The 15852-nt window shown below is 71.2% G+C and carries 18 protein-coding genes; 6 read left to right on the forward strand and 12 right to left on the reverse strand.

The genetic code is table 11. From position 1 onward, the window contains the following. Positions 1-1006 (reverse strand): FAD-binding oxidoreductase (locus VH969_RS06290; RefSeq protein WP_331971798.1); only part of this gene is annotated, 1006 nt, incomplete at its 3' end. A gap of 188 nt (positions 1007-1194) precedes the next feature. Here VH969_RS06290 and VH969_RS06295 point away from each other — a divergent pair. The 3 genes from VH969_RS06295 to VH969_RS06305 all read left to right on the forward strand — a co-directional run bounded on the left by VH969_RS06295 (position 1195) and on the right by VH969_RS06305 (position 3532). Further along, entirely contained in the window at positions 1195-2208 is a 1014-nt protein-coding gene (locus tag VH969_RS06295; protein ID WP_331971801.1) for an alpha/beta hydrolase, read from the forward strand. Between the two features lie 128 nt (positions 2209-2336). Beyond that, positions 2337-3014, forward strand: a complete 678-nt coding sequence (locus VH969_RS06300; protein WP_331971805.1) for a DedA family protein — start codon at positions 2337-2339, stop codon at positions 3012-3014. A 110-nt stretch (positions 3015-3124) separates the two neighbouring features. Next, complete coding sequence (locus VH969_RS06305; RefSeq protein WP_331971808.1) at positions 3125-3532, forward strand: VOC family protein; 408 nt, start codon at positions 3125-3127, stop codon at positions 3530-3532. Positions 3533-3549: 17 nt separating this feature from the next. Here the strand turns inward: VH969_RS06305 and VH969_RS06310 are convergent, their stop codons facing one another. Continuing rightward, complete coding sequence (locus tag VH969_RS06310) at positions 3550-4293, reverse strand: SDR family oxidoreductase (protein WP_331971811.1); 744 nt, start codon at positions 4291-4293, stop codon at positions 3550-3552. Further along, the gene (locus VH969_RS06315) at positions 4290-5444 is read right to left on the reverse strand and encodes a glycoside hydrolase family 76 protein (protein ID WP_331971814.1); all 1155 of its coding nucleotides are present in this window, start codon (positions 5442-5444) and stop codon (positions 4290-4292) included. Before VH969_RS06315 ends, VH969_RS06310 begins: the two co-directional genes overlap by 4 nt. 80 nt (positions 5445-5524) lie before the next feature. On the opposite strand from VH969_RS06315, the gene VH969_RS06320 reads away from it, so the two are divergent. Then, the gene (locus tag VH969_RS06320) at positions 5525-7678 is read left to right on the forward strand and encodes a molybdopterin-dependent oxidoreductase (protein ID WP_331971816.1); all 2154 of its coding nucleotides are present in this window, start codon (positions 5525-5527) and stop codon (positions 7676-7678) included. Here the strand turns inward: VH969_RS06320 and VH969_RS06325 are convergent, their stop codons facing one another. The 8 genes from VH969_RS06325 to VH969_RS06360 form a co-directional block, all read right to left on the reverse strand. Further along, entirely contained in the window at positions 7679-8320 is a 642-nt protein-coding gene (locus VH969_RS06325; RefSeq protein WP_331971818.1) for a TrmH family RNA methyltransferase, read from the reverse strand. Between the two features lie 8 nt (positions 8321-8328). Further along, positions 8329-8715 (reverse strand): DUF2784 domain-containing protein, encoded by a 387-nt coding sequence (locus tag VH969_RS06330; RefSeq protein ID WP_331971821.1) that lies wholly within the window; start codon positions 8713-8715, stop codon positions 8329-8331. Between the two features lie 183 nt (positions 8716-8898). After that, complete coding sequence (locus tag VH969_RS06335) at positions 8899-9720, reverse strand: LemA family protein (protein ID WP_331971824.1); 822 nt, start codon at positions 9718-9720, stop codon at positions 8899-8901. 48 nt (positions 9721-9768) lie between these two features. Further along, positions 9769-10356 (reverse strand): orotate phosphoribosyltransferase, encoded by a 588-nt coding sequence (gene pyrE / locus VH969_RS06340; protein WP_331971827.1) that lies wholly within the window; start codon positions 10354-10356, stop codon positions 9769-9771. Positions 10357-10396: 40 nt separating this feature from the next. Then, positions 10397-11218, reverse strand: coding sequence for an LURP-one-related family protein (locus VH969_RS06345; protein WP_331971830.1), 822 nt, complete (start codon positions 11216-11218; stop codon positions 10397-10399). Positions 11219-11232: 14 nt separating this feature from the next. After that, positions 11233-11910, reverse strand: a complete 678-nt coding sequence (locus VH969_RS06350; RefSeq protein WP_331971833.1) for a hypothetical protein — start codon at positions 11908-11910, stop codon at positions 11233-11235. Between the two features lie 23 nt (positions 11911-11933). Further along, complete coding sequence (locus tag VH969_RS06355) at positions 11934-12713, reverse strand: SDR family NAD(P)-dependent oxidoreductase (protein WP_331971836.1); 780 nt, start codon at positions 12711-12713, stop codon at positions 11934-11936. Between the two features lie 49 nt (positions 12714-12762). Further along, a complete protein-coding gene (locus VH969_RS06360; protein ID WP_331971839.1) occupies positions 12763-13461 on the reverse strand; it encodes a TtfA family protein in 699 nt (232 codons plus the stop codon). Positions 13462-13590: 129 nt separating this feature from the next. On the opposite strand from VH969_RS06360, the gene VH969_RS06365 reads away from it, so the two are divergent. Together VH969_RS06365 and VH969_RS06370 are read left to right on the forward strand one after the other, a co-directional pair. Next, positions 13591-13986 (forward strand): ArsR/SmtB family transcription factor, encoded by a 396-nt coding sequence (locus VH969_RS06365; protein WP_331971920.1) that lies wholly within the window; start codon positions 13591-13593, stop codon positions 13984-13986. Further along, positions 13983-14471, forward strand: a complete 489-nt coding sequence (locus VH969_RS06370) for an SRPBCC family protein (RefSeq protein ID WP_331971842.1) — start codon at positions 13983-13985, stop codon at positions 14469-14471. The genes VH969_RS06365 and VH969_RS06370 overlap by 4 nt, the downstream gene beginning before the upstream one ends. Positions 14472-14492: 21 nt before the next feature. On the opposite strand, the gene VH969_RS06375 is transcribed toward VH969_RS06370, so the two are convergent. Next, positions 14493-15794, reverse strand: a complete 1302-nt coding sequence (locus tag VH969_RS06375) for a lanthionine synthetase LanC family protein (protein WP_331971845.1) — start codon at positions 15792-15794, stop codon at positions 14493-14495. Between the last annotated feature and the right edge of the window lie 58 nt (positions 15795-15852).

The following is a 15852-nucleotide window of genomic DNA, read 5'->3' on the forward strand; positions in this document are numbered from 1 at the left end:
GTTCGAGTGCGGTGAGCACCACCCGGCGGACTTGCATGAGCATTTTTCCTTCGGCAAGGTCGTCCGTGGCGTAGGCCATGGTCGACCCGCAGTCGAGGCAGATCTGTTCCAGCGCGGCCAGTTCCCGCTGCGCGGCCTCGCCGCCCGTGTCCGACTGACACAACAGCAAGGCCTGACAGTCCGAGCCGGCACCGAGATCTGTGTTCAGGTAGGACTCGGCCGCCTTGATCGACGTGGCGTCCATGATCTCCATCAGGGACGGCACGATCCCCTCGCGCACCACCCGGCTGACCGCGGCGCCGGCCGCGCTGACCGAGCCGAACGCCGCCACCATGGTGCCGGGCGCCTGGGGCAGCGGCCGCAGCGCCAGCGTGGCCCGGGTGATCACGCCGAGCGTGCCCTCGCTGCCGATGAACAGCTTCGTCAGGTCGTAGCCGGCGACGCCCTTGACCGTGCGCCTGCCGGTCCGCAGCACCTCGCCGTCCGCGAGCACGACCTCCAGCCCCAGCACCGAGTCCGTTGTCACTCCGTACTTGACGCAGCACAGCCCGCCAGCGTTCGTGGACAGGTTGCCGCCGATCGTGCACCAGTCGTAGCTTGCCGGGTCCGGCGGATAGAACAGCCCGTGCTTCTCGGCCGCGTTGCGCAGGTCGAGGTTCACCACGCCGGGCTGCACGACCGCGAGCCGGTTCTCCGGGTCGACCTCCAGGATCTCGTTCATCCTGGTCAGCACGAGCATCACGCAGCCGTCGACCGCGTTGGCCGCGCCGGACAGACCGCTGCCCGCACCTCGCGGCACGACCGGCACCCGCGCGGCCGCGCAGGCGCGCACCACTTCCCGCACTTCCGTCACATCACCAGGCAGCACTACGGCCAACGGCTTCCCGTACGGGGCCAGCGGCATCATGTCGCGGCGGTAACTGTCGGTCACGTCGGAGTCGACGAGGACCGCGTCGTCACCCAGCTTCGCCCGCAGCTCAACCAGCAGGTCGTTTTGCGTGGTCACGGTTGAACCGTAACCGCCCGCTCGAGCGTATTTCGAGTCCCGGGGCCGACTCTTGAGTCACGAGGGGTGAGTTCAACCGGTGCAGAACCGAAATCGTGTCCACGACTTTCGGGTGAGTACAGCGACTTGTCGATGATTTACAGTCAAAGGTGTCTGCTCAATGACGAGGGACGAGGAGGTGATGCGCGATGGTGCGACCGGACCGCGTCGACTCGCCCGTCGACGTCCTCCTCGACCAGCCCCCGAGCCCGGTACCGAGCACGCCCAGCGTGCAGAGCCGGGCTCTCGCGCAGCTGATGATGAACGGCGTGCGCCCCATCGGTGAGCGCTTCCGCATCACCCGCAACCCCACGCTGCAGATGGTTCGCGAGGCCTTCGACGCCGTCGGCTGGACCCCGGTCCCGCGCGGCACCCGCTTCCGCCCCGTGCACGAGGACACGGCCGGCGGCACGGTCCGCGGCGTGTGGGTCACCGGCCGCCGCGCGGCCGAGAGCGCAGGGGTGCTCCTCTACCTGCACGGCGGCGGCTTCGTGTTCGGCTCCCGCAAGACCCACCGGCACTTCGTGGCCGCGCTGTCGGCCGCGACCGGCCGACCGGCGTTCCTCGTCGACTACCGGCGCGCGCCCGAGCACCCGTTCCCGGCCGCCGCCGACGACGCGCTCGCCGCGTACCGCTACCTGCTGGCGAACGGGCACCGGCCCGAGCAGATCGTGGTCGCGGGCGACTCGGCGGGCGGTCACCTGACGGCGGGTCTGCTCGCGGACCTGTCCCGGCGCCGCCTGCCGATGCCGGCCGCGGCCGTCATGTTCTCGCCGTTCCTGGACCTGACCTGCGCCGAGCTCGACGACCGGGACGCGGTTCGCCGGGACCCGTTCGTGCCGCCGCAGCGGGCGAAGGAGTGCGGACGCACCTACGCGGGCGAGCACGGCCCGGACGCCCGCCGGCTCAACGTGCTGGCCGCCCCCAAGCGCCGCTGGCCACCGCTGCTGATCCAGGTCGGCGACACCGAATGCCTGCTCGGCGACTCCGAGCGGATGGCGGAGAGCGTGCGCGCCGCGGGCGGCCACTGCGAGCTTCAGGTCTGGCCCGGGCAGGTGCACGTGTTTCCGGCCTTCTACCCGGTGCTGCCCGAGGGCCGGGCCGCGATCCGCTACATCGGCGACTTCCTCCGCTCGGCGACCGCCGTCACCGCGGCCGCCTGATGACCACCGGAGTCGTTCGATCACCGCGCGTCGCCGAGCAGACTCCGACGTGGCCACGAGGTTGAGGAAGGCCGAATAACGTCCGGTTCCCGGAGTGCGCCATCCGGAAGGGACGTACGCTACCTGTCGTGTCCACAGTCCTGGCGGAATCGAGCGTGCTCGCCACCGGCGTGCTCGAATCCGCCGGACCGGTCATGGTATGGCTCATCGTGCTCGGCTTCGTGTTCACCGAGTGCGCGTTCATCGTCGGCCTGTTCCTGCCCGGCGACTCGCTGCTCTTCGCCGCCGGCGTGGTGCTCGCGCAGCACGACAACGAGGCCAGCGCCTGGGCGCTGTCGCTCGTGGCGACCGCTACCGCGGTCGTCGGCAACATGATCGGCTACTACATCGGGAACAAGACGGGCAACGCGCTGATCGCCCGGCGGGGCGGCCGCGTGCTCAACCACGAGAACCTCGACCGCGCCCGGGACTTCCTGGACCGGCGCGGTTTCTGGGCGGTCGTGCTCGCCCGGTGGCTGCCATGGATCCGGACGCTGGCCCCGCTGATCGCGGGTGCGGCGAAGATGGACACGCGACGTTTCCTGTTCGCCACCTCGCTCGGCGGGATCGCCTGGGTGCCGACGCTCGTGCTGGTCGGCTTCTACGCCGCCGGCCTCATCGAGGACCTGCCGTGGCTCAAGGCGGTGGCGTTGTGGGCGAGCATCGCGTTCTTCGTGGTCGGCACCGTGTGGGGCGTTTGGCGGTACCGCCAGGAGATGCACCGGCCGGTCGAGGCCGAGACGGTCAGCGCCAAGGCCGGCGACTGAGCGCTTAAGTCTCGGCCTGCAAAAGATCCAGTAACGGCGGCCGTTTCGTCACCCGCCTGGGGCAGTATGGCTGGGTCGGCTCGCCCCCGAACGGGCCGGAAAGGACTCTGATGCCCACGTTGACCGGGGTTCACCATGTCGCGCTCACCGTGACGGACGTGGACCGGAGCGTCCCGTGGTACGAGCGCGTGCTCGGGTTCTCGACCATCGGCCGCGACGAGATGGATACCGGCGCGCGCAAGGTCTTCCTGCGCGGGCCCGGCTTCGGCATCACGCTGACGCTGGTGCAGCACCCCGACGCGGAGCGGACGCTGTTCGACGAGCGCCGTCCCGGGCTGGACCACCTGTCGTTCAGCGTGCCCAACAACGAGTGCTTACGGGAGTGGACGGATCGGCTCACCGAGCACGGCGTCACCTTCTCACCGATCACCGAGGAGCAGTCCGCGCCGGGCGCCAAGGTGATCGCCTTACGTGACCCGGACGGGATCCAGCTCGTCCTGTGGTCCCGCGCGGCCTGACCGGTCCTGGCCTCGAGCTAGAGCCCGCCGCTGATCGGCAGCACCGCGCCCGTCACGTACGACGCGGCAGGCGAGAGCAACCACAGCACGCCTTCGGCGATCTCCTCCGGCGTTCCCGCGCGCTTCATCGGGATGATCGGCGCCTTCTGCCGTGGCCGGTCGGGCATGCCCGCGGCCGCGTGCAGGCCGGTCTCCACCATGCCGGGGGCGACCGCGTTGACCCGGACGCCCTCCTCGGCGACCTCGAGCGCGAGCCCGTGGACGAGCGTGTCGACGGCGGCCTTGCTGGCGGCGTAGTGCACCCACTCGCCGGGCGAGCCACGGCGGGCTGCGGTCGACGACACGGCGACGATCGCGCCACCGCTTCCACCGTGCCGCGTCGACATGCGGAGCACGGCCTCGCGGGCGCACAGGAAGACGCCGACCACGTTGACGTCGAGGACCCGGCGCACGACCCGCGCGTCCTGCTCGGCGAGCCGGCCGGGCGTGTTGCCGGTGATCCCCGCGTTGGCGACCACGCCGGCCAGCTCGCCGTGCTCGGCGGCGGTGTCGAACAGGCGGCGCACGTGGGCCTCGTCGGCGACGTCGCCCGCCACCACGACGGCCTCACCGCCCGACGCGGTGATCTCGTCGCGCAGCTCCTCGGCCGCGATGCGGTCGGACGTGTAGTTGATCACCACGGTGTAGCCCTGGCGGGCGGCGAGGCGGCACACGGCGGCGCCGATGCCCCGGCCGCCCCCGGTCACGATCAGTACGGTCACCTGGGGGAACCTAGTTGAGCCCGTTCCAGCGCCGCGGCCGCTTCGAGCGTCATCCACCCCGACAGCTGCACCGAGAGGTCCCGCTCCACCAGCTTCTGCGTCGCCGACCGCGGCTCCTGTGCCGGTCGCGACCACTCCGGCCCGAACAGCGGGCCGCCGCGGGCCAGTGCCCGGTTCTTCCACGCCGCCTCCGCCGAGGCGAGGACCAGCCGCGACGCGACCTCGCCCCCGTCCGAGCCGAACTTCGGCAGCCGGGCCGCGGCGAGCGCGAGGTAGCGGGCGAGGATGCCGGCGAACAATCCGCCGTCCCCGCCGCCGCGCCCGCGCAGCACGCCGTCGTCGGCGAGGTGGGTGGCCACCGCCCGGATCGTCCGCTCGGCCCGCGACACCCACACGCCGGACGTGTCGCCCTCGGCGAGCTCGACGCACGCGCCGAGGAACACGCCCTGGCAGTAGGTATAGACGATCTTCACGAAGTCACGGATATCCCCGTCCGGCGTCACGTACAGCCCGTCCCACAGCAGGCCGGTCTTCTCGTCGACGAGGACCTTCTCCATCCACTCGGTCATCGAGCGGGCCCGCTGCCGGTCCGACCGCTCGCCGCCGGCGTCCGACCACCGGACGAACAGGATCGCGGCCGGGCCGTTGGCCGGCACGTTCTTGAAGTCCCCGCCGCGCTTCCACCAGATCCCGCCGCCTGCGTGGTCGGTCCACTCGCCGCGCAGCTGGTCGGTGATCCGGCTCAGCGGCTTGGCGATCGCGATCTCCTCGCACTCGTGCGCGCGCAGCAGCGCGAGGCCGAGCCAGGAGATGTCGTCGTTGAGGTCGTTGGTCCACTTGCCGAAGTTGCGCAGCCGCACACCGCGGACCAGCCGGTTGATCGTCGATGCGCGGCCGGGATGCGGGTGGCGCAGCTGCGCGTCGACGAGGCAGTCCAGCAAGTGCGCCTGCCACCAGTAGTTCCAGTTCCAATGCAGGCGCTGGCGGGAGGTGGGCGGCCAGCCGGCCAGGCCGAGCCGGGTGCCGGGCAGCGCCCAGACCCGCCGCAGGTGCCGGGCGAGCACCGCGCGCTCGGCGACCGCCGCGCGCGCGGCCCAGAGGCTGGGCGACTCCTCGGCGGCGCCCTCCGCATACTCCGCTCGTTGACTCACGTATCAATCGTCGCGGCTGGATCGGTTCCGAAGTGTCCGCCGGACGAGTGATGTCATCAAGCTGTGCAACAGTTGTGGTCATGTCGACCGCGCACGTCACCTGCCCGCTGTGCGAAGCGACCTGCGGGCTGGAGGTGACGCTGGACGGCTCGACGGTCACGGGCACGCGCGGGGATGCCGCGGACGTGTTCTCGCGCGGCTTCATCTGCCCCAAGGGGGCGTCGCTCGGCGCGCTGCACGACGACCCCGACCGGCTGCGCACACCGCTGGTCCGCCGCGACGGAGAACTCGTCGAGGCGACGTGGGAGGAGGCGTTCGCCGAGATCGACCGGCGCCTGCCGCCGCTGCTCGCCCAGCACGGGCGGGACGCGGTCGCGATCTACGCGGGCAACCCGTCGGTGCACAACACGTCGACCGCGCTGTACGGGTCGGCCTTCTTCAAGGCCGTCGGCACCAAGAACTTCTACACCGCGAGCACGCTCGACCAGCTGCCCAAGCACTACTCGTCGGGCCTGATGTTCGGCCACCCGCTGACGATCCCCGTGCCCGACCTCGACCGGACCAGCCACCTGCTGCTGCTCGGTGCGAACCCTCTCGTGTCCAACGGCAGCCTGATGACCGCGCCGGACGTGCGCGGCCGGCTGCGCGGGATCCGTTCGCGTGGCGGCAAGATCGTCGTGGTCGACCCGAAGCGGTCGCGGACCGCCGAGTCCGCGGACGAGCACCACGCGATCCGCCCGGGCACGGACGCGTTGCTGCTGTTCGCACTGGTCAACGTGCTGTTCGCGGACGGCCTCGCGGCGCTGGGCGACCTCGCCCCGCACGTCGCCGGCGTCGCGGAGGTGCGCGAACTCGCGGCACCTTTCACGCCCGAGGCCGTGGCGGAGCGGACCGGGCTCGCCGCGGACGAGATCCGCCGGATGGCCCGGGAGCTGGCCGCCGCGCCGCGCGCCGCGGTGTACGGGCGGATCGGCACGACGACGCAGGCGTTCGGCACGCTGGCGAGCTGGCTCGTGGACGTGCTGAACGTGCTGACCGGCAACCTGGACCGGGAAGGCGGCGCGATGTTCCCGCTCGCCGCCGCCGGACAGCCGAACGCGCGGCCGGGCAGGCGCAAGCCGTGGACGGTCGGCCGGTGGCGCAGCCGGGTGCGTGGGCTGCCCGAGGTCATGGGCGAGCTGCCGGTGGCCACGCTGGCCGACGAGATCCTGACGCCGGGCGAGGGCCAGGTGCGAGCGCTGGTCACGGTGTGCGGCAACCCGTGCCTCTCGTCGCCGAACGCCGGCCGGCTCGCGGATGCCTTGGCGCAGCTGGACTTCATGGTGTCGCTGGACGTCTACCTCAACGAGACGAGCCGGCACGCGGACGTGATCCTGCCGGGGCCGACGCCGCTGGAACGCCCGCACTACGACGTGGCGCTCTACCAGCTGGCGGTCCGCAACGTCGCGAACTGGACGCCGGCCGCGCTGCCGACGGACGTGCCGCAGGAGTGGGCGACGCTGCTGCGGCTGACCGCGATCGTGGCGGGCATGGGCCCGGTGGCCGACGTGTCGGCGCTCGACGCGATGGTGGCCGCGGAAGCCGCGCGCCGCGCCGGGGTCGACGTGGCGTCGGCCGGAGAGCGGACGGGTCCGGAGCGGATCATCGACCTGCTGCTGCGCGGTGGTCCGTACGACCTGACGCTCGCCGACCTGGAAGCGGCGCCGCACGGAGTGGACCTCGGTCCGCTGCGGCCGCGGCTGCCGGACGCGCTGTCGACGGCGAGCGGCCGCGTCGAGCTGGCGCCGGCCGAGATCGTGGCGGACGTGCCGCGCCTGGCCGCGCTGCTCACCGAGCCGCTCGACGGGCGGCTGGTCCTGATCGGCCGGCGGCAGCTCGGGTCGAACAACTCGTGGATGCACAACCTGGAACCCTTGGTACGCGGGCGGAACCGGTGCACGGCCCAGGTGAACCCGGCCGACGCGAGCCGCCTCGGGCTGGTCGACGGCGCGCGGGCGGTGGTGCGGTCGCGGGCCGGCAAGGTCGAGATCCCGGTGGAGGTCACCGACGCGATCCGGCCGGGCGTGGTGAGCATTCCGCACGGCTGGGGCCACGACGTGGACGGCACGCGCGCGACGGTTGCGCGGGCGCACGCGGGCGTGAACACGAACCTGCTTGCGGACGACACGTTGCTCGACGCGCTGTCCGGGACGGCCGTGCTGAACGGCATCCCGGTGGACGTCGAGCCGGTCTAGTCACCAGGCCTGGTCGAGATCCGCGTGCCGGCGGATCCACGCGTGCATGACGATGCCCGCCGCGACACCCGCGTTGATCGAGCGGGTCGAGCCGAACTGGGCGATCGACACGGTCATGGCGGCGGCCTCGCGCGCCTGCGGCGTGAGACCCGGCCCTTCCTGGCCGAAGAGGAGCAGCGCGCGCCGCGGTAGCTCGGCGGTCTCGACCCGCTGGGAGCCGGGCGTGTTGTCGACGCCGACGATCACGAGGTCCTCGGCGGCGGCGAACTTCAGCAGGTGCTCGACGTCCGGGTGGTGCTCGAGGTGCTGGTAGCGATCGGTGACCATGGCGCCGCGGCGGTTCCAGCGCCGCCGGCCGACGATGTGCACCGCCCTGGCGGCGAAGGCGTTGGCGGTGCGCACGACGGTGCCGATGTTGTGGTCGTGCTGGAGGTTCTCGATGGCGACGTGGAAGTCGTGCCTGCGCTGGTCGAGGTCGGCGACGACGGCGTCGCGGCGCCAGTAGCGGTAGTGGTCGACGACGTTGCGGCGGTCGCCCTCCCGCAGGAGGGCCGGGTCGTACCGGTCGTCCTTCGGCCACTCGCCTTCCCAGGGCCCGACTCCGACCGGCTCGCCGAACTCCCACTCCGTGGGGCCGGTCATGCCGCCCGTCATGCCGCCGGAACGGTGGGGTGGTGGCCCTCGCGATGGCTGTTGCGCCACCGGATGTAGACGCCGACGTAGGACACGATCAGCAGTATGACGGCCCCGACCGCGACGACGGGCAGGAGGGGACGCGGGATGACGTGGCCGTAGATGTAGTACTCGTTGAAGCCGCCGGGAAGCGGGTCGAGCCCTTGCAGGCCGCGGAAGTAGTCCTCGAGTGCGGTGAGCGGGCAGATGATCGGCAACGTGTTGATCGCGACGCCCCAGATCGCGAAGAACACGTGCACGAAGATCGTCTTGGGCCATCTCCAGGCGAGGAACCCGCCGAGTCCGATGTAGAGCAGCGCCACGACGTGGATGACCACCGTGACGCCTATCAGGACCCCAGCCATAAATCAAATGTACCGGGAAATCACTGGTCAGGGTGCACATCGCGGCCCGGATGGAGGGCCGTCAACCAGCTGCGACAGAGCGATTCTCGAGCGTGACGAAAGGCTGCCACCCGCGGGCTCAAGCTTCTGAATCCGGACCACTCAACCTCGCCCGGAGACCCCCACACGTGCCCCGGGTCGGCGTCAGTCCTGGGGTGGGTTCGCCGGTGGTGGCCGGTGATCGGGTAGCGCGGCGTTGCCGTTCATCGACGGCGGGGGCGCCTGCGGGGCCTGCGCCGGCGCGGCCGGCTGGACAGGTGGAGCCGGCTCTTGCGTGGGCAGGACCTGCTGGGTGCCCAGAGGCGGCGTGGGTGCGGACGACACGGCCGCGGCCTGCTGCTGGGCGATGCCGATCGGCGGCGTGGGGGTCACCGGCTCGTTCAGGCTGTCGAACGCGCCCTCGAGGGACGGCGCCGCACGCACCTGCGGGTCGTCGACCTCGTAGTACTCCTTCTTCTGGAACTTGCCGAGGTTCGCGATCATGCTCGACGGGAACGTGTCGAACCTCGTGTTGAACGCGCGCACGTTGCCGTTGTAGAAGCGCCGCCCAGCCGCGATCCGGTCCTCGCACTCGACCATCTGCTGCTGGAGGTACACGAAGTCCTGGTTCGCCTTCAGGTTCGGGTACTGCTCGGCCACCGCGAAGAAGTTCGCCAGTGCGCCGTTCAGCGAGCGCTCCGCGTTCGCCTGTGCGGCCGGGCCCGCGCCCTGCGCCGCGACCGCATGGGTGCGGGCCTCGACGACCCGGGTCAGCGTCTGCTGCTCGAACTTCGCGGCCGCCTTGGTGACCTCGACGAGGTTGCCGATCAGGTCGTGCCGGCGCTGCAGCTCCACATCTATCTGGCGCCAGGACTCCTCGATCGTGTTGCGCTGTCTCGCGAACTTGTTGTAGCTCGCGATGAACGCGACGACGGCGATCACGATGATCGCTACGACAACGAGGATGATGATCACTGCTGCGTCCACTCGGGCAGGCTATCGCGTCACGTGCCCCGGCGCGGGTCGACAGGCGAGCTAGAGCCCCAGGTCGGACAGGTCGAGCAGGTACCGGTACGCCAGCCCGCGCGCCTCGATCGCCTCGCGCGCGCCGGTGTCCCGATCCACCACGGTGGCCACGCCGACGACCGTCGCGCCCGCCTCGGTCAGCGCGTCCACCGCGGTGAGCACGCTGCCGCCCGTGGTCGAGGTGTCCTCGACGGCGAGCACCGGCTGGCCCGCGACCTCGATGCCCTCGATCCGCCGCTGCATCCCGTGCTCCTTGGCGGACTTGCGCACCACGAACACGTCCAGCACCTCGCCGACCGCCGCGGCGGCGTGCATCATCGCGCCGGCAACCGGGTCCGCGCCGAGCGTGAGCCCGCCGGCCGCGACGTAGTCCCAGTCTGCGGTGAGCTGGCGCAGCAGCCGGCCGATCAGCGGCGCCGCCGCGTGGTGCAGCGTGGCGCGCCGGAGGTCGACGTAGTAGTCGGCTTCCTTGCCCGAGGCCAGCACGACCCGGCCGTGCACGACCGCCAGCTCGGACACCAACCGGGCCAGTTCCCGTTTCGCCGACAGGTCAACAGCAGGAGCGGTACGCACGTCCGCGACTCTCTCATGCCCCACCGACAAAAACCCCGCTAGGCGCGCCCGGATGTGACGAGCGTCAGCCGAAACCGCGTTCGTCCTGCTTCAGCGCCGTGTCGACGGTGAGCGCCGCGCCCACTACGAGGCTCGCGAGCGGATCCGGCAGCGGCCGGTGGATCTGCACGACGTAGTTGTCGGCCGTGGTGAACATCGTCTTCGCGAAGCCCTCCCACGTCTTCGTGATGCGGGCGATCTCCGCGCCGGTGTGGTCCTGCACCGCGAAGTTCCACGCGCGCCAGTTCTCCGCCTGGATGCCACCGATCTGCTGCTCGCCGACGACGAAGCTGAAGCGGATCTTGCCGAACACGTTGTCCTGCACGATCTGGCCGATCTCGGCGCCGTCCGGCCGCGAGACGATCATGCGCGACTTGAACACCTTCGCCGGGCGGGTCAGCATCAGCACGGGCTGGTGGTTGACGTCGCGCACCTCGAAGCGGTGGGTGAGGAACTGGTCGTAGCTGGAGAAGAAGCGGACGGCCTTCTTCAGCGCGGACTGGCCGACCTGCGCCACCGAGCCGATCTGACGGCCGTGCTGGTCGAACACCTGGTACTCGTTGGCCATCTCGATGAGCTTGACCTTCTGGTTCACCACGAGCACCGGCTCGGTGAACAGCGTTCCGCCGCCGTACCCGACCTGGCCGACGCCGGCCGCGCGTGTCTGCTTGCGGATCTTGTCCGGGTCCGGACCGCGGCCGATCTGGAACTCCCAGGGGCTCGCGTCACTGCGCGGCGGCTGCTGTTGTTGCTGCTGCTGGGTGTGCTGGGTCCACTGGTTGCCGTCCCACCAGCGAAGGATCGTGGAGCCGGGCTGCTCCGGGTACCACCCGGGTGGCTGGGTCATCTCGCCTCGTCCTCTCAGGATTTCCAGACGAAGCTTGGCACCTGGTCGACCACGTCGCAGAGATATTCGAGCATCCACTGGACTTTCCGCAGGTCGATCTTGTCCCGGTCCCACGTCATCAGGTCGCCGCGCTCGAACCGGAAGGGCGTGCTCAGCGCCCGCTCGTCGGCGAGCATCCACTCCATCATCCGCGGATGCAGGATGTCGTAGGCGAACCGGTCGTTGTCGGTCTTGATGTGGAACGTCTCGTTGAACTGCTCGCTCTCCAGCTGCAGGTCCCGCACGCCGACGAAGCCGAGCAGCTTGCGCCCGAAGCCCTCGCGGCCGATCTGCAGCATCGGCTTGTCCGACGGCAGCGACAGCGCGACGACCGTGTGCGTGTACGTGTCGGTGCGCCGGTCCTGGCCGCTGCCGTGGGTCTCCTTGTAGCTGTACTCGAACGCCATGACCTGCCGGCCGCGGTGCTCGCCGCGCAGCACGTGCTCGGCGTTGCGGCCGTGCCCGCGGCCGAACGGCTCGCCGAGGAACCGGTCGGCGAGCGAGCGGTCCCGCTCGGTGTAGCGCCAGCCCCGCTGCGCCGCGAACGCGGCGAACTCCGCGATCTTCTTCTGGCGTGCCTTGTGCTGGAAGTACATGATCGCGCCGACCGCGACCACGACGGCGATGATCAGCAGGACCATCCCGATGTCCACTCGTGCTTCCCCCTCGCCCCGCGTCAGGTGCGGTCGCGCCCCGCGGTCGCCTTCGTCTCGAACCTCCGCAGCAGCCCGCGCGGCAGCAGCCGTGGCACGGCCAGCAGTGCCTTGTACGGCAGGCCCGGCACCGAGCGCGTCCGGCCGCGCCGCAGGTCACGCATGCAGTCGGCGACGACCTTGTCCGCGTCGAGCCACAGCCGGGCCGGCAGGTCGGTCATGTCGTCGCCGGCGCGGTCGTGGAACTCCGTGCGCGTGAAGCCGGGGACGAGCGCGACGACCCGCACGCCGGTGCCGGCGACGGTCGCCGCCATGCCCTCGGAGAACGTGGTCACCCAGGCCTTGCTGGCGGAGTAGGTCGGGCCCGTGCCGGGGAAGAAGCCGGCCACGCTGGACACGTTCACGATGCCGCCGTGCCCGCGGGCGATCATGCCCGGCAGCGCCGCGCGCGTCAGCCGCAGCACGGTGGTCACGTTGAGGTCGAGCTGCGCCTGCAGCAGCTCCGGGTCGGTCTCCGCGAACGCGCCGCGGGTGCCGAAGCCGGCGTTGTTGATCAGCAGGTCGATCGGCTTCTCCGTGTCGGCCAGCCGCTCCTCGACCCGCTTGCGGGCACGCGTCGTGCACAGGTCCGCGGTCATCGGCTGGACGTCGACGCCGTGCCCTTCGGCCAGCTCGGCGGCCACCTCCCGGAGGCGGTCTCTCGTGCGGGCCACGATCACCAGGTCATACCCCTCGGCGGCGAGCTTGCGGGCGAACGCGGCGCCAATGCCGGCCGTCGCCCCGGTGACGAGCGCTGTTGGCATGTGGACAACCTAATGGCTCACCGAACGGGTGACCCGAAGAACCGCCGATCTACTCGCGGCGCTCGCCGTGCCGTCCGGTCGGGTGTTCGTGCTCGCCGACCGGGTCGATCTCGGCGTCAAAAGGATCGATCACGTCGGCCACCTCGCCGATGCCGCGCAGCAGCCGCTCGAGCCGCGACGGGCTCGCGTGCGGGGAGGCGCCGGCGAGCACCCAGCCGCCCTCGATCCAGGTGACCGCGATGTCCGCGCCGATCTCCTCGGTGGCGTCGACGAGGTCCGGGGTGATCAGCCCGCGTGCGGCGGACAGGTCGGAGACGAACGCGTACCGCTGGCCGACCGGGCCGAGCAGCTCGGGCATGTGCTCGCGCTGGAACGGCGCGCTCGGCAGCCACAGCTCGACGATCGCGGGCAGCGTGCGCCGGCACTGGACGGCGGCGATCACCGCGGTGATCCGGCCGTTCGTCTCGAGGTCGAAGACGTACACCCGGCGGCGGCCGTCGGCGGTGAACGTCGAGCCGGCGACGACGTCACGGGCGATGCCGCCGCCGTGGAAGGCGATCGCGCCGCCGGTCCACTGGTCCGGCAGGACGTGGTCGGTCTCGGCGAATTGCCAGCCGCGCAAGGCGGCCCAGCGGCGGCGCTCCCGGTTGCGGGAGGTGAGCCGGGCCCGGTCGCGCATCAGGACCAGGGCACCGGCGATCGCGAGGACGGCCGCGAAGGCGAACCAGACCCATGCCGGTATTCCCACGGCGGAGAGCGTAGTAGCCCGGGTGGACCAACCAAGATCCGGCGCGCCTTCGACAACCAATTGGTTGACAAAGATGTCGCGCCGGCCGTACCGTCTTCTACAACCAATTGGTTGAAGAAGGAGGTCGCGGTGGTCGACGACCGGCTCTCACGGGTGTTCGGGGCGCTCGCGGATCCGATCCGGCGGGACATCGTGGCGAGGCTCGCGGTCGGGGACGCGACTGTCGGCCAGCTCGCCGAGCCGTACGACGTGTCGGTGCAGGCGGTCTCCAAACACCTGAAGGTGCTCGAGGACGCCGGCCTGGTGACGCGGTCCCGGGACGCCCAGCGCCGCCCGTGCCACCTCGAGGCGGAGGTGTTCGACCTCATGACCAGGTGGATCGAGCGTTACCGCCGCGCGGCCGAGGACCGGTTCCGCCGCCTCGACGCGGTGCTGGCGGAGATGTCCGACGACGCGGTGCCACATACGCAGCCACGCACGCGGCCGCACGGGCAACCGCACAAGCGACGAGGAGAAGCATCATGACCACGACGGCAACCCCCGAGACCCGCATCGAGGCCGACGCCGCGGTGCCGGTGATCCGCATCGTGCGCGAGTTCGACGCGCCGCCGGAGAGAGTGTTCCGCGCGTTCACCGACCCGGAGGTGTTCGTGCGCTGGCTCGGGCCGGACACCACGTCGGTCCGGCTGGACAAGTGGGACGCGGTGAGCGGCGGCAGCTACCGGTACACGATGCTGCGCGGCACGGAGGAGCTGGTGACGTTCTGGGGCTCGTTCCACGAGGTGCGCTCGCCGGATCGGCTCGTGCAGACGCAGTCGATGGACGGCATGGGTGACGGCGCGATCCTGAACACCCTGACGTTCGAGGCGCTGCCCGACGGCCGCACACGGCTGACGGACATGACCCTGGTGGACAGCTTCGAGGGCCGGGACATGATCCTTTCGAGTGGCATGGACGAGGGCGTGATCGCCGGCTACAAGAAGCTGGACGAGCTGCTCGCCGCCGGCTGACCGCGGTGCCGGACGGCCGGTTCACGCCGGCCGCTCGAGCGCCCACCAGTTGTCCATGCGCGCGACCACGGCCCGGTCGCCGGTCACGACCCGCGCGGTGCGGAAGAGGAACGCCGCGATGCCGGCGGTGCCCTGCATCCAGCCGACGCCGGGTGGCAGCAGCGGCTCCTTCGCCCGGTGTTCGACGAACCGCCAGTACGCGTGCTCACCGTCGCCCATCGCGCGGTCGACGAGCGTGTCGGCGAGGTGGCAGGCGAACTCGAGGTCGTCGCCGTTTCCGTTGCGCTGCCAGGAGTCGAGGAAGACCTCGCCGACGCCGGCCGTGCCGCAGCAGCGGCCGTCGTTGTCCCAGAAGCCGGGGTGCAGGCGCTTCGGGACGCCCGAGGTGCGGACGCTGTGGAGGCACCGCCGATGCCACTGCGCCGTCGGCTCTCCGGCGATCGTGCCGACGCCGGCTCGTTCCAGGGCGGGGAAGAGCAGCGACGTGCCGGCCGGGCCGTGGCACCAGGTGAACGTGACCTGGTCCAGGTCCACGGCCGGCGGGATCCGGCGCGGGACGACGAAGCCGCCCGCCGACGCGTCCCCGAGGGTCACCAGATGCTCTGCGCCCCGGCGGGCAGCGTCGGTGAGGTCAGGCCGGCCGAGCTCCGCACCCGCGAGCGCGAGGGCGGCCGCGATGCCGGCGACGCCGTGGGAGAAGTTGGGCATCTGGACGTCGCCGTCGGTGCGGAACCTGACGGGCACGAAGGACCAGTTCAGCCCGGCCGGCGTGGTTTCGCCTTCGGCGAGGAGCACGGCGGCGGCGTGCGCGGCAAGCTCGCCGGCGTCCTTGGCGCCCGCGCGCCTCGCCCACAGCGCGCCGAGCAGGACGCCGGCCGTGCCGAGCACGAGGTCGTTGACGCGGGCGTTCGGCAGGAAACGGGGTGGCTGCAGGAAGGTCTGCGGCCAGCCGTCGGGCGTGGCGAGCGTCCGGAGTCGCTGGACTGCGGCGTCCGGCTGCTCGCCGAGCGCGGTGAGCACGCCGATGGTGCTGACCAGGCCGTCGAAGTAGCCGTACTCCGTCTCATGTGGAGTAACGGCATGGAGGCGCTCGACGATCGTGTCGGCGAGCCGCTGCTCCTCGCCGGTCCAGTCGCGGCTGAGCCGCACGTCGGCGAGCACGAGCGCGAGGCTGCCGATGCCGCTGTGCATGCCGTCGCGGTACTCGGGGTTGAAGGCCCCCGGCACGGACTCGGGAATCCAGGGCCCGTCCTCGTCCCAGCGCACCTGGTCGAGCACCCACCGCCACCCAGCCTCGGCAAGCTCGAGATAGCTCCCACCCACGACCGCCCCCAAGAACGCGACTACCCACGCGCGCACGCGCGTGCAGAACGCAAGAAAC

Origin of the sequence: Actinophytocola sp., from assembly GCF_036555685.1 — a bacterium.
GTDB lineage: Bacteria > Actinomycetota > Actinomycetes > Mycobacteriales > Pseudonocardiaceae > Actinophytocola.

Bases quoted from the DNA above. Each gene is read 5' to 3' on its own strand.
- VH969_RS06320 (WP_331971816.1), top strand. From the start codon at position 5,525: ATGTCGACCGCGCACGTCACCTGCCCGCTGTGCGAAGCGACCTGCGGG.
- VH969_RS06305 (WP_331971808.1), top strand. From the start codon at position 3,125: ATGCCCACGTTGACCGGGGTTCACCATGTCGCGCTCACCGTGACGGAC.
- VH969_RS06295 (WP_331971801.1), top strand. From the start codon at position 1,195: ATGGTGCGACCGGACCGCGTCGACTCGCCCGTCGACGTCCTCCTCGAC.
- VH969_RS06325 (WP_331971818.1), bottom strand. From the start codon at position 8,320: ATGACCGGCCCCACGGAGTGGGAGTTCGGCGAGCCGGTCGGAGTCGGG.
- VH969_RS06370 (WP_331971842.1), top strand. From the start codon at position 13,983: ATGACCACGACGGCAACCCCCGAGACCCGCATCGAGGCCGACGCCGCG.
- VH969_RS06355 (WP_331971836.1), bottom strand. From the start codon at position 12,713: ATGCCAACAGCGCTCGTCACCGGGGCGACGGCCGGCATTGGCGCCGCG.
- VH969_RS06345 (WP_331971830.1), bottom strand. From the start codon at position 11,218: ATGACCCAGCCACCCGGGTGGTACCCGGAGCAGCCCGGCTCCACGATC.
- VH969_RS06330 (WP_331971821.1), bottom strand. From the start codon at position 8,715: ATGGCTGGGGTCCTGATAGGCGTCACGGTGGTCATCCACGTCGTGGCG.